Origin of the sequence: Neisseria sp. P0013.S005 (assembly GCF_051958425.1) — a bacterium.
GTDB lineage: Bacteria > Pseudomonadota > Gammaproteobacteria > Burkholderiales > Neisseriaceae > Neisseria > Neisseria subflava.
Genome location: NZ_JBQCVL010000005.1, coordinates 162,865 through 176,292, shown reverse-complemented (window position 1 = coordinate 176,292; position 13,428 = coordinate 162,865). Strand labels below are relative to the sequence as shown.

Below are 13,428 nucleotides of genomic sequence, written 5' to 3'. Positions count from 1 at the left end.
ATCATTGGGCAGTTTATGAGAAAAGGAACACTTCTCATGGAAAAAATGAGTTTTGAAATTTACCGTTACAACCCGGACGTTGATGCCAAACCTTATATGCAACGTTACGAGTTGGAATTGGAACCAACCGACGTCAAACTTTTGGACGCTTTAGTGCGCCTGAAAGCACAAGACGATACATTGTCTTTCCGCCGTTCTTGCCGCGAAGGTATTTGCGGTTCTGACGGTATGAACATCAATGGCAAAAACGGTTTGGCATGTCTAACTGATCTGCGCGGCCTGAAACAGCCGGTTAAAATCCGTCCTCTGCCAGGTCTACCTGTTATCCGCGACCTGATTGTGGATATGACCCAGTTCTTCAAACAATACCACTCCATCAAACCTTACGTTGTCAACGATAACCCTATCGATGCGGACAAAGAGCGTCTGCAAACTCAGGAAGAGCGTAAAGAGTTGGACGGTTTGTACGAATGTATTTTGTGCGCCTGCTGTTCGACTGCCTGCCCGTCATTCTGGTGGAACCCTGATAAATTCGTTGGTCCGTCCGGTTTGCTGAATGCTTACCGTTTCATTGCGGATAGCCGTGATACCATCACTAATGAGCGTTTGGATAATCTGAACGACCCATACCGTTTGTTCCGTTGCCACACCATTATGAACTGCGTAGACGTATGTCCTAAACACTTGAATCCGACCCGAGCCATCGGTAAGATTAAAGAGATTATGTTGAAACGAGCCGTTTAAGAAATGATGGTTTTTGACGATATTGCCAAACGGAAAATCCGTTTTCAAACCCGCCGGGGATTGTTGGAATTAGACTTAATCTTCGGTAGGTTTATGGAAAAAGAATTCGAGCACCTGAGTGATCAGGAGTTGTCCGAATTTTCCGAAATCCTCGAATTTCAAGACCAAGAATTGCTTGCCTTGATTAACGGACATTCGGCGACGGACAAGAAACACCTGATTCCCATGCTTGAAAAAATCAGACAGGCATGACGTATTATAGAGCTTGTTTGCGATGCCAATCCGAACAAGCTCTTTCCATACGGAGGCCGTCTGAAAAAAAGGACCGTGCCGCTTGGGCGGCAACGAAAGCCCCAACTTACAAAGGAGTTTAAGAATGTCTAAATCAGTCAAGCTCACCACCCCGAATCAAGAGACCTTGGAACTGCCAGTATTGGAAGCAAGTATCGGCCATGATGTGGTTGATATCCGTACTTTGACTAAAAATACAGGTCTGTTTTCCTTCGACCCCGGATTCGTGTCAACTGCAAGTTGTGAATCCAAAATCACTTATATTGATGGCGATGAAGGTCTGTTGTATTACCGTGGTTATCCTATCGAGCAGCTGGCAGAAAAATCCGATTATTTGGAAGTTTGCTATCTGTTGATTTACGGCGAACTGCCTACCCCTGAACAGAAAAAAGAATTTGATGCCACAGTCAGTCGCCATACTATGCTGCATGAGCAGTTGACTTGGTTCTTCCGCGGTTTTCGTCGCGATGCGCACCCGATGGCGATGATGGTTGGCGTGGTTGGCGCTTTGTCTGCTTTCTACCAAGACAGCTTGGATATTGCCAATCCAGAGCACCGCAAAATTGCGATTTACCGCTTAATCTCCAAAATTCCGACAATTGCGGCAATGTGTTACCGTTATTCCAACGGTTTGCCGTTCAATTATCCAAAAAATAACCTTTCCTATGCTGAAAACTTCTTGCACATGATGTTTGCGACACCATGTGAAGAATACAAACCTAATCCAGTATTGGCTCGCGCGCTCGACCGCATCTTTATCTTGCATGCCGACCACGAGCAAAACGCTTCTACTTCGACTGTGCGTTTGGCCGGCTCTTCGGGCGCAAACCCATTTGCCTGTATTGCTGCCGGTATCGCCTGTCTGTGGGGTGCTTCACACGGCGGTGCAAACGAAGCTGTGTTGAAGATGCTGGACGAAATCGGTGATGTATCTAATGTTGCCGCATACATGGAAGGTGTGAAACAACGCAAATACCGTCTGATGGGCTTCGGTCACCGCGTATACCGCAATATGGACCCACGAGCCAGCATCATGCGCGAAACCTGTTATGAAGTCTTGAAAGAATTGGGCTTGGAAGACAGTCCTAAATTCAAGCTGGCGATGGAATTGGAACAAATTGCACTGAAAGATCCATTCTTTGTTGAACGCAAGCTGTATCCAAACGTCGATTTCTACTCCGGTATCGTCTTGTCCGCATTGGGCATTCCAACTGAAATGTTTACCGTTATCTTCGCATTGTCGCGCAGTGTAGGTTGGATTTCTCATTGGCATGAAATGATTAGCGATCCGGCACTGAAAATCGGTCGCCCACGTCAACTGTATACCGGTGCAGAGCGTCGCGATTACGTTCCGGTAGATAAACGCTAATAGACAATACATTAATATATTGTTGAAAAGTCGTTTGAAAAAATCGAATTGCCGTTTTCAATGAGGTTGGTCGTAATTAATTAAGTTGATAGCAGGTAATTTGATTTGAAATAGGGTAGAATAAAGTGTCATTTCAGACGGCCTGAATTCCGTTCGGAGAACACGGGATTCTACCCTTTGTTTATATTTTAAAGAAAAGAGCTCACGCCATGATGGACGAAAAACTCAATTTCTCTTATCTGTTTGGTTCTAATGCGCCATACATCGAGGAGTTGTATGAAAAGTTTCTGGATAATCCGGAATCTGTCGATGAAAAATGGAAACAGTACTTTACCGATTTGAGTAAACAGCCGGGCGCAGTCGCTGTCGATGTTGCCCATACACCGATTCGTGAATCATTTGCCACTTTGGCTAAAAAGAAAATTGCCGCAGCCGTTTCAGGCGGTGTGGATGAGGCAATGATGAAAAAGCAAGTCAGCGTTTTGCGACTGATTTCTGCCTATCGTATCCAAGGCGTGGGTGCAGCCCAACTTGATCCGCTCAAACGTATTCCTCCTCAAAATATCGAAGCTCTCGATCCTAAATTCCACGGTCTGTCAGATGCCGATATGGCACTTCAGTTCAATATGGGCGAGGGCGATTTTTCCGGTCAGGGCAAACTGCCTCTGTCCCAAATCATCAGCAACCTCAAACAAACCTACTGCGGCCATATCGCGGTAGAGTATATCTACATCCCAAATACGGAAGAGCGCCGCTGGGTTCGCAATTATTTTGAAAGCGTACTGTCTACGCCAAGCTACAACGTTGAACAAAAACGCCGTATCTTGAAAGAAATGACTGCTGCCGAAACTCTGGAACGCTACCTGCATACCAAATATGTCGGTCAAAAACGCTTTGGTGTAGAAGGCGGTGAAAGCGCGATTGCCGGTTTGAACTACCTGATTCAAAATGCCGGTAAAGACGGCGTGGAAGAAGTCATCATCGGTATGGCACACCGTGGCCGTCTGAATGTTTTGGTGAACATTCTAGGCAAAAAACCCAGTGATTTATTTGCTGAGTTTGAAGGCCGTGCCGAAATCAAACTGCCTAGCGGCGACGTGAAATACCACATGGGCTTCAGCTCCGACATCGCTACGCCACACGGCCCGATGCACGTTTCTTTGGCATTTAACCCATCACACTTGGAAATTGTTAACCCGGTAGTGGAAGGTTCTGCGCGCGCCAAACAAAAACGTTTGGGTGAAAACGGCCGCGATAAAGTCTTGCCGGTATTGATTCACGGTGACTCTGCATTTATCGGTTTGGGTGTTAACCAAGCAACATTCAACCTGTCTAAAACCCGTGGTTATACTACCGGCGGTACGGTTCACATCGTCATCAACAACCAAATCGGCTTTACCACTTCGGATATTCGCGATACCCGTTCTACCGTACATTGTACCGATATCGCGAAAATGGTTTCTGCTCCGGTTATCCATGTGAACGGCGATGATCCTGAACGCGTTTGCTTTGCCATCCAAGCTGCCTTGGATTACCGCAAAAAATTCCATAAAGACATCGTGGTCGACGTTGTCTGCTACCGTAAATGGGGCCACAACGAGGGCGATGATCCGACCTTGACCCAACCGATGATGTACAAAAAAGTATCGCAACACCCAGGTGCGCGTGCTTTGTACACCGAGCAACTGATTGCCGAAGGCGTGGTAACTCAAGCTGAGGCTGACGGTTACATCCAAGCTTACCGTGATGCTTTGGACAAAGGCGAACATGTTGAGCAAACAACTTTGAGCAACTTCCAACGCACGCAAATCGATTGGAGTAAATACCAAGGCAAAGATTGGCGCGAACACATCGAAACCGGTTTGCCTGCCGCAGATATTGAGCGTCTTACTGAGAAGTTTACCGCCGTACCGGAAGGCTTTGCCCTGCATCCGACTGCGAAACGTGTGATTGAAGCGCGTAAAGCCATGGCATCCGGTAAACAAGCCATCGACTGGGGTATGGCCGAAACCCTCGCATACGCAAGCCTGCTGACTAAAGGTCATGGCGTGCGTATTTCCGGTGAGGACTCCGGCCGCGGTACATTCTCACACCGTCATGCAGTATTGCACGATCAAAACCGTGAAAAATGGGACGACGGTACTTATGTTCCTTTGCGCCATATGGGCGAAGGCATGGGCGAGTTCCTGGTTATCGACTCCATTTTGAACGAAGAAGCCGTGATGGCGTTTGAGTACGGCTTTGCCTGCTCCGCTCCTGACAAGCTGACCATTTGGGAAGCTCAATTCGGTGACTTCGCCAACGGTGCACAAGTGACTATTGACCAATTCCTGTCTTCAGGCGAAACCAAATGGGGTCGTTTGTGCGGTCTGACCACCATCCTGCCGCACGGCTACGACGGTCAAGGCCCTGAGCACTCTTCTGCACGCGTAGAACGTTGGTTGCAACTGTGTTCCGAGAACAATATGCAAGTCATCATGCCGTCTGAAGCGTCGCAAATGTTCCACATCTTGCAACGTCAAGTCTTGGGTTCATACCGTAAACCTCTGGTGATTTTCATGTCCAAACGCCTGTTGCGCTTCAAAGGTGCAATGAGCCCGCTGGAAAACTTCACCGAAGGTTCGACCTTCCGTCCGGTTATCGGCGATACTGCCGAACGCGCAAGCAACGACAGCGTGAAACGCGTGGTATTGTGTGCCGGTCAGGTTTACTATGACTTGGAAGCTGGTCGTGCCGAGCGTAAACTGGAAGATGATATCGCTATCGTCCGCGTTGAGCAGCTGTATCCATTCCCATACGACGAGGTTAAAGCTGAACTGGCGAAATATCCGAACGCAAAATCTGTGGTTTGGGCGCAAGAAGAACCGAAAAACCAAGGTGCGTTCTACCAAATCCGCCACCGCATCGAAGACGTTATCAGCGAAGAGCAAAAACTGTCTTATGCCGGTCGTCCAAGCAGCGCATCGCCTGCAGTGGGCTACTCAAGCAAACACATTGCTCAATTGAAACAATTGGTTGAAGACGCTTTGGCATTGTAAACCAAGTGGCATTCCGTCTGAGGCTGCTCAGGCGGAATGCCCATATGCAGAATTAAAAACACACAACAGGCCGTCTGAAAGGGCCATTGGAGACACAAAATGATTATTGATGTAAAAGTACCTATGCTGTCTGAAAGCGTATCTGAAGGCACGCTCTTGGAATGGAAGAAAAAAGTTGGCGAAGCAGTTGCCCGTGACGAAATTCTGATCGATATCGAAACTGACAAAGTGGTTTTGGAAGTACCTTCTCCACAAGCCGGCGTATTGGTTGAAATCGTAGCTCAAGACGGTGAAACCGTTGTTGCCGACCAAGTTTTGGCACGTATCGATACAGCTGCTACAGCTGCTGCTGAAGCACCTGCAGCCGCTCCTGCCGAAGCAGCCCCAGCCGCCCCAGCCGCCGCTCCTGCTGCTGCACAAAACAACGCCGCTATGCCTGCCGCCGCCAAACTGGCTGCCGAGACCGGTGTTGACGTGAACGCATTGCAAGGTTCCGGCCGTGACGGTCGCGTATTGAAAGAAGACGTACAAAATGCCGCTGCCAAACCTGCCGCAGCCGCTGCTCCTGCCGTTGCACTTCCTGCCGGCGCACGTCCTGAAGAACGCGTACCAATGAGCCGCCTGCGTGCCCGTGTTGCCGAACGCCTCTTGGCTTCTCAACAAGAAAACGCCATTCTGACTACATTCAACGAAGTCAACATGAAACCAATCATGGACTTGCGTGCGAAGTACAAAGATAAATTCGAGAAAGAACACGGCGTAAAACTGGGCTTTATGTCCTTCTTCGTTAAAGCCGCTGTTGCCGCCCTGAAAAAATACCCGGTTGTGAATGCTTCTGTTGACGGCAAAGACATCGTGTACCACGGTTACTTCGACATCGGTATCGCGATTGGCAGCCCACGCGGTTTGGTTGTGCCAATCCTGCGCGATGCCGACCAAATGAGCATTGCCGACATCGAACAAGCAATTGTTGATTACGCGAAAAAAGCCAAAGACGGCAAAATCGCTATCGAAGATCTGACCGGCGGTACATTCAGTATTACCAACGGCGGTACCTTCGGTTCTATGATGTCTACCCCGATCATCAACCCGCCTCAATCTGCGATTTTGGGTATGCACGCCACTAAAGAGCGCGCCGTGGTTGAAAACGGCCAAGTTGTTGTCCGTCCAATGATGTATCTGGCTCTGTCTTACGACCACCGTATCATCGACGGCCGCGAAGCTGTATTGACCTTGGTAGCCATTAAAGATGCGTTGGAAGACCCAGCTCGCCTGTTGTTGGATCTGTAATCGTTTCAGACGGCCTTTTATTTGTTAATGAAAAGGCCGTCTGAATTTTTATTTAGATGTAGCGTAATGTAGTATCGTGCTACAATAGGCTCAACAAACGATTGAGGCCGTCTGAAACATTTGATTCGAATGAATCGGCAGATATGGACTTTCAGACGGCCTTTTCTTAAAACCATCAAAACGCAGTCATTCAAAATAAAAAAGAAACAAAAAGTATCGTTTTTATTTTGAGATACTGCAAAAGCAAAGGATGACACGATGTCTCAATATGATGTAGTAGTGATTGGTGCAGGCCCGGGCGGATACGTTGCCGCCATCCGTGCCGCGCAACTGGGTTTCAAAACCGCTTGTGTTGATGCAGGCGTTAACAAAGCAGGCAATGCCCCTGCATTGGGCGGTACTTGCTTGAACGTAGGTTGTATCCCTTCCAAAGCCCTGTTGCAATCGAGCGAACATTTCCACGCTGCGCAACACGATTTTGCAGAACACGGTATCACTGTCGGCGACGTAAAATTCGACGCGGCTAAAATGATTGAGCGCAAAGATGCCATCGTGACTAAACTGACCGGCGGCGTGAAATTCCTGTTCCAAAAAAACAAAGTAACCAGCTTGTTCGGTACTGCTTCCTTTGCCGGTAAAAATGGCGATGCCTATCAAATCGAAGTCGATAACAAAGGCGAGAAAACCGTTATCGAAGCCAAACACGTCATCGTAGCAACCGGTTCCGTACCGCGTCCGCTGCCACAAGTCGCTATCGACAACGTGAACGTATTGGACAACGAAGGCGCGTTGAACCTGACCGAAGTTCCTGCCAAACTCGGCGTGATCGGTTCCGGCGTGATTGGTTTGGAAATGGGTTCCGTATGGAACCGCGTGGGTGCAGAAGTTACCATTCTTGAAGCTGCGCCGACCTTCCTGGCCGCTGCCGACCAACAAATCGCCAAAGAAGCCTTCAAATACTTCACCAAAGAGCAAGGCCTGAGCATTGAATTGGGTGTGAAAATCGGCGACATCAAATCTGAAGGCAAAGGCGTTTCCGTTGTTTACGAAACTGCTGCCGGCGAAGCCAAAACCGAAGTATTCGACAAACTGATCGTTGCCATCGGCCGTATTCCAAACACCAAAGGCCTGAACGCCGAAGCCGTAGGCTTGGAAAAAGACGAGCGCGGCTTTATCAAGGTAGATGGCGAATGCCGTACCAACCTGCCTAACGTATGGGCAATCGGTGACGTGGTTCGCGGCCCGATGTTGGCACATAAAGCCAGCGACGAAGGCGTTGCCGTTGCCGAGCGCATTGCCGGTCAAAAACCGCATATCGACTTCAACAACGTACCGTTTGTTATTTACACCGACCCTGAAATCGCTTGGGTGGGTAAAACCGAAGAACAGCTCAAAGCCGAAGGCGTGGAGTACAAAAAAGGTACTTCAGGTTTCGGTGCAAACGGTCGCGCATTGGCAATGGGCAAAGCCAAAGGTACGGTTAAAGTATTGGCAGATGCCAAAACCGACCGCATCTTGGGTGTACACATGATTGGCCCGGTTGTCAGCGAATTGGTTACCGAAGGCGTGACTGCGCTCGAATTCTTTGCCAGCAGCGAAGACATCGCCCGCATTATCCATGCCCACCCAACCTTGTCCGAAGTGGTGCATGAAGCCGCATTGGCGGCCGACAAACGCGCTTTGCACGGTTGATAGACATTAAGGCCGTCTGAAATTTTTCAGACGGCCTTAAGGCCTTCGACAAATTGAATGTTCCGAGAGCTTCGTTTTCTGATTTATAATTCCGTCAGGTAAACAAACAGCATTTACATTCGTTATGAACAAAGAAATAGTCGGTATTTTCTTTATACCGATGGGCATTATCAGCATGTGTATGGCCGCATTGTGGCAGATGTATGTGATGATGACCGAAACTTATACGCTCAACCGTTTCAAAGATAAAGAATTGGTTTGGCGCGTGGCATTGTTGTTTATCAGTTTCAGCCTTGCCGTTTATCTGCTCTGCCCGAATTCGCGTAAAAAAGGCATCGTCTTTTTTATTCTCGGAGGAGGCGGTGCAACCATGTATCTGCTGGCGCGGATGTGGTTGCCCTTCAGTAAATAGTAGGGCCGTCTGAAAATATGGGATTGGCCGCAGGGCAATTCCTAAAACCCACTCACCTTAAGGAGAAATCCATGAATTTACACGAGTATCAGGCTAAAGAACTGCTGGCTAGCTACGGTTTGCCCGTACAAGGCGGTATTTTGGCACACAACGGCGAAGAAGCCGCTGCAGCTTACGACAAATTGGGCGGCAAATTCGCTGTTGTCAAAGCACAAGTACACGCCGGCGGCCGCGGTAAAGCGGGCGGCGTAAAAGTCGTTAAAAGCCGCGAAGAAGCTAAAGAAGTGGCTGAAAGCCTGATTGGCACCAACTTGGTAACTTACCAAACCGATGCCAACGGCCAACCTGTCAACAGCGTTTTGGTTTGCGAAGATATGTATCCGGTTCAAACTGAGCTGTACTTGGGCGCAGTGGTTGACCGTTCTACCCGCCGCGTTACATTCATGGCTTCTACCGAAGGTGGCGTGGAAATCGAAAAAGTTGCTGCCGAAACTCCAGAAAAAATCTTCAAAGTAACCGTTGATCCGCTGGTTGGCCTGCAACCTTGCCAAGCTCGCGAAGTTGCCTTCCAACTGGGCTTGAAAGACAAACAAATCAACGAGTTCGTCAAACTGATGACCGGTGCGTACAAAGCGTTTATCGAAAACGACTTCGCACTGTTTGAAGTAAACCCATTGGCAGTCCGTGAAAACGGCGACTTGGCCTGTGTGGACGGCAAAATCGGTATCGACAGCAACGCGCTCTACCGCCTGCCGAAAATTGCCGCTTTGCGCGACAAATCTCAAGAAAACGAACGTGAGCTGAAAGCTTCCGAATTCGACCTGAACTATGTTGCCCTAGAAGGCAACATCGGCTGTATGGTTAATGGTGCAGGTTTGGCGATGGCTACTATGGACATCATCAAACTGAAAGGTGGCCAACCTGCCAACTTCTTGGACGTTGGTGGCGGTGCAACCAAAGACCGCGTGGTTGAAGCGTTCAAACTGATTTTGGAAGACAAATCCGTTAAAGGCGTATTGATCAACATCTTCGGCGGTATCGTACGTTGCGACATGATTGCGGAAGCCATCGTGGCAGCCGTTAAAGAAATCAACGTCAACGTTCCTGTTGTTGTTCGTTTGGAAGGTAACAACGCCGAACTCGGCGCGAAAATCCTGAACGAATCAGGTCTGAAACTGACGTCTGCAGACGGCCTGAATGACGCAGCCGAAAAAATTGTTGCAGCCGTAAACGCCTAAGGAGAAAAGAATGAGCGTATTGATTAATAAAGACACCAAAGTATTGGTTCAAGGTTTCACCGGTAAAAACGGTACTTTCCACTCCGAACAAGCTCTGGCTTACGGCACTAAGGTTGTCGGCGGCGTTACCCCAGGCAAAGGCGGTCAAACCCACCTGAACCTGCCTGTATTCAACACCATGAAAGAAGCCGTTAAAGAAACCGGCGCGGACGCATCTGTAATTTACGTTCCAGCTCCGTTTGTTTTGGATTCTATCGTTGAAGCCGTTGATTCAGGCGTAGGCTTGGTCGTTGTGATTACCGAAGGCGTGCCTACTTTGGACATGCTCAAAGCCAAACGTTACTTGGAAACCAACGGCAACGGTACCCGTTTGGTCGGCCCTAACTGCCCGGGCGTGATTACTCCGGGTGAGTGCAAAATCGGTATTATGCCGGGTCACATCCACACTCCGGGCCGCATCGGTATTATTTCCCGTTCCGGTACATTGACTTACGAAGCCGTGGCACAGACCACCAAACTGGGCTTGGGTCAATCAACCTGTATCGGTATCGGCGGCGACCCGATTCCTGGTATGAACCAAATCGACGCACTGAAACTCTTCCAAGAAGACCCGGATACCGACGCCATCATCATGATCGGTGAAATCGGCGGTACTGCGGAAGAAGAAGCAGCCGAATACATCCAATCCAACGTAACCAAACCTGTTGTAGGTTACATTGCTGGTGTTACCGCTCCTAAAGGCAAACGTATGGGCCACGCCGGTGCGATTATTTCCGGCGGTAAAGGTACTGCCGAAGAAAAATTCGCCGCTTTCGAAAAAGCCGGTATCGCTTACACCCGCAGCCCTGCCGAGCTGGGTACTACCATGCTGGAAGTGTTGAAAGCAAAAGGTTTGGCATAAGACTTAAGTCTTTAAGCTGAATTGAAAAGGCCGTCTGAAGTTTTCAGACGGCCTTTTTTAAATTCCATTTCGTTATTTTCAGAATAAGGACTTAATTTTATTTAAATTAACGTTTATTTCGGAATAAACGGTTATAATTTATTAACAGATAAATAGTCTGTAACCATATCAACCTATATCAAGGAGAAAAGCATGAAAAAACACGATTTTGAAGCACGTCGCGAGGCTTTGCTGAAAGACATCCGAGAAGTGATGGATGATGTGGAAGAGTTGTACCGCAATGGTGTGGAAGCCGGTTCGGAAGAGGGCAGCAAAGCCCGAGCCAAATTGGAAGAAAAATTGGCTGTGGCCAAAGAGCGTTTGAGCCGTTTTGAAGAAGAAGCCGGCGAGCGTTTGCGCCATCATGCCGAGCGTGCGCGTGAAAAATACGAGCAGTTTGAAGAAGCGGCTCAGGAGCGTTTGAAAGAAGGCAAAGAGCGTTTTGCCGAATTTGAAGCCGATGCAGGTGCGCGTTTGAAACGCGGTGCCAAACACGCTGATGAAGTGGTGCATGAAAAACCATACTATGCGATGGGTTTTGCCGCATTGGCCGGTTTGGTTGTCGGTGTGTTGTTGAACCGCCGTTAATGCGAATATGTTAAGGCCGTCTGAACAGGCGTGCACATGAAATCATGGATTTCATTGCGCTGTGCAGACGGCCTTAGCCTTATGTTTTCCTGAAAAAAGGATAGTTAAGATGGGAATTCGCCAGCGTTTTGAACATGGCAAGGCTTTGTTGAATCAGGGCGCGGATTTGCTGCTGCTGCGTTTGCAGGTATTGAGCTTGGATTTGACGCGTCAGGCGGAGAATGTGTTCCGTTTGGCGATTTGGTTGGTATTGTCCGGCGCGCTGTTGATGGTGGGCTTGGTCGGTTTGCTGTTCGGTTTGAACCGCGTGCTGACGGATGTCGCGGCTTTGTGGGTGTTTTTCGGCATTTTCTTTGTGAGCCTGCTGATTATTGCCGTATTGTTCCGCAAAGTGTCGGCAGATTATCGGGAACAGGGCAGTCGCGTGGCTGAAACCTTGCAGGATATTCGATCGGATATTGCGTATTTGCGCGGTGAGATAGACAAGGGTGCGGACGATGAAGCAACAGGAATATGAAGAAGCACGCGAGCTGCTGCTTTTGGAAGCCAAGCTGGTGCGGCTGCGGATTGAAGCGGAAAATTTGAAACTGCGTAAAGCGGAAGAAAGCAAAACACGACAGGGCAATCAGTTGATTAAGCTCGCAGATGTGGCGTATCAGTTGAGCCAAACGCGTTTGCTGTCTCAACGCGCTTTGTTTTCTACATCGCGCCGTCGGCATTGGATTTGGCTGGTATTGGCAATCATACTGGGCTTGTCGAGATAATCGAGGGTAGGAGGCTAGGTCAAAATGATATTTGCGGCGTGTTATTGGCTCGTGTGAGCCGCTTGTTGAGGACGCTGCGTCATTGTGTTGCCGAAACTGAAACTTTATCTATGTTGAGTATTTTTTACAAAAGACACCGGCCGTCTGAACATTTCAGACGGCCTCAATGTTTGGAGTTTCAGATATAATGGCGGCAATTTTGAAATTATTAAATGAAGGATAAGTGATGAACCGTTTGTATCCCCACCCGATTATCGCCCGTGAGGGCTGGCCGATTATCGGCGGCGGTTTGGCTTTGAGCCTGCTGATATCGATGTGCTGCGGCTGGTGGTCTTTGCCGTTTTGGGTGTTTACCGTATTTGCCCTGCAGTTTTTCCGCGATCCTGCGCGTGAAATTCCGCTAAATCCTGAAGCGGTGTTGAGCCCGGTTGACGGCCGTATCGTGGTGGTTGAGCGCGCACGCGATCCGTATCGTGATGTCGATGCTTTGAAAATCAGTATTTTTATGAACGTGTTCAACGTGCATTCGCAAAAATCGCCTGCCGATTGTACGGTAACGAAAGTGGTCTATAACAAAGGCAAATTCGTGAATGCGGATTTGGACAAAGCCAGCACAGAAAATGAACGTAATGCGGTTTTGGCGACTACGGCTTCTGGTCGTGAAATTACTTTTGTTCAAGTGGCCGGTTTGGTGGCGCGCCGTATTTTGTGCTACACCCAAGCAGGTGCGAAACTGTCTCGCGGCGAACGCTATGGCTTTATCCGCTTTGGTTCGCGCGTGGATATGTATCTGCCTGTCGATGCGCAGGCTCAAGTGGCGATTGGCGATAAAGTTACCGGCGTCAGCACTGTATTGGCGCGTTTGCCGCTGACTGCGCCGCAAACTGAATCTCAGCCTAAAGCCGCAGCTCCACAAGCTGCGCCAGCTTCTCAAGCGGCTCCGGCTGACACAGTGGCAAACCTATCTACCGAACAGCAGCAAATCGAAGCAGCGGCGGCTAAAATTCAAGCGGCTGTGCAAGATGTGTTGAAAGATTAATAGTCAGTTTTAAATGATTGGTT

At 48.9% G+C, this 13,428-nt stretch carries 13 protein-coding genes; all 13 read left to right on the top strand.

The window, feature by feature from the left end; translation table 11 throughout:
- Nucleotides 1–36 precede the first annotated feature (36 nt).
- The 13 genes from ACTHTA_RS07020 (at nt 37) to ACTHTA_RS06960 (ending at nt 13,405) form a co-directional block, all read left to right on the top strand.
- The gene (locus ACTHTA_RS07020) at nt 37–744 is read left to right on the top strand and encodes a succinate dehydrogenase iron-sulfur subunit (RefSeq protein ID WP_002241462.1); all 708 of its coding nucleotides are present in this window, start codon (nt 37–39) and stop codon (nt 742–744) included.
- A 3-nt stretch (nt 745–747) separates the two neighbouring features.
- Nucleotides 748–996 carry an FAD assembly factor SdhE gene (locus tag ACTHTA_RS07015; protein ID WP_003678830.1) on the top strand — a complete coding sequence of 83 codons (249 nt, stop codon included), beginning with the start codon at nt 748–750 and terminating at the stop codon, nt 994–996.
- Between the two features lie 124 nt (nt 997–1,120).
- The gene (gene gltA, locus ACTHTA_RS07010) at nt 1,121–2,404 is read left to right on the top strand and encodes a citrate synthase (protein WP_250590445.1); all 1,284 of its coding nucleotides are present in this window, start codon (nt 1,121–1,123) and stop codon (nt 2,402–2,404) included.
- Nucleotides 2,405–2,613: 209 nt separating this feature from the next.
- The gene (locus ACTHTA_RS07005; protein WP_308887988.1) at nt 2,614–5,442 is read left to right on the top strand and encodes a 2-oxoglutarate dehydrogenase E1 component; all 2,829 of its coding nucleotides are present in this window, start codon (nt 2,614–2,616) and stop codon (nt 5,440–5,442) included.
- A 99-nt stretch (nt 5,443–5,541) separates the two neighbouring features.
- Nucleotides 5,542–6,732: a 2-oxoglutarate dehydrogenase complex dihydrolipoyllysine-residue succinyltransferase gene (gene odhB / locus ACTHTA_RS07000; protein ID WP_308887990.1), complete on the top strand. Its 1,191-nt coding sequence runs from the start codon at nt 5,542–5,544 to the stop codon at nt 6,730–6,732.
- 258 nt (nt 6,733–6,990) lie between these two features.
- A complete protein-coding gene (gene lpdA, locus ACTHTA_RS06995; protein WP_308887991.1) occupies nt 6,991–8,424 on the top strand; it encodes a dihydrolipoyl dehydrogenase in 1,434 nt (477 codons plus the stop codon).
- A gap of 124 nt (nt 8,425–8,548) precedes the next feature.
- Entirely contained in the window at nt 8,549–8,836 is a 288-nt protein-coding gene (locus tag ACTHTA_RS06990; protein WP_004519272.1) for a hypothetical protein, read from the top strand.
- A gap of 71 nt (nt 8,837–8,907) precedes the next feature.
- Entirely contained in the window at nt 8,908–10,074 is a 1,167-nt protein-coding gene (gene sucC, locus ACTHTA_RS06985; protein WP_049330956.1) for an ADP-forming succinate--CoA ligase subunit beta, read from the top strand.
- A 10-nt stretch (nt 10,075–10,084) separates the two neighbouring features.
- A complete protein-coding gene (gene sucD, locus ACTHTA_RS06980) occupies nt 10,085–10,975 on the top strand; it encodes a succinate--CoA ligase subunit alpha (protein ID WP_002221113.1) in 891 nt (296 codons plus the stop codon).
- A 192-nt stretch (nt 10,976–11,167) separates the two neighbouring features.
- Nucleotides 11,168–11,602, top strand: coding sequence for a DUF883 family protein (locus ACTHTA_RS06975; RefSeq protein WP_003686098.1), 435 nt, complete (start codon nt 11,168–11,170; stop codon nt 11,600–11,602).
- Between the two features lie 109 nt (nt 11,603–11,711).
- The gene (locus tag ACTHTA_RS06970; RefSeq protein WP_308887997.1) at nt 11,712–12,119 is read left to right on the top strand and encodes a phage holin family protein; all 408 of its coding nucleotides are present in this window, start codon (nt 11,712–11,714) and stop codon (nt 12,117–12,119) included.
- Nucleotides 12,100–12,366 (top strand): hypothetical protein, encoded by a 267-nt coding sequence (locus ACTHTA_RS06965; protein WP_308887998.1) that lies wholly within the window; start codon nt 12,100–12,102, stop codon nt 12,364–12,366. The genes ACTHTA_RS06970 and ACTHTA_RS06965 overlap by 20 nt, the downstream gene beginning before the upstream one ends.
- A gap of 226 nt (nt 12,367–12,592) precedes the next feature.
- Complete coding sequence (locus ACTHTA_RS06960) at nt 12,593–13,405, top strand: phosphatidylserine decarboxylase (protein WP_308888000.1); 813 nt, start codon at nt 12,593–12,595, stop codon at nt 13,403–13,405.
- Nucleotides 13,406–13,428: the final 23 nt, after the last annotated feature.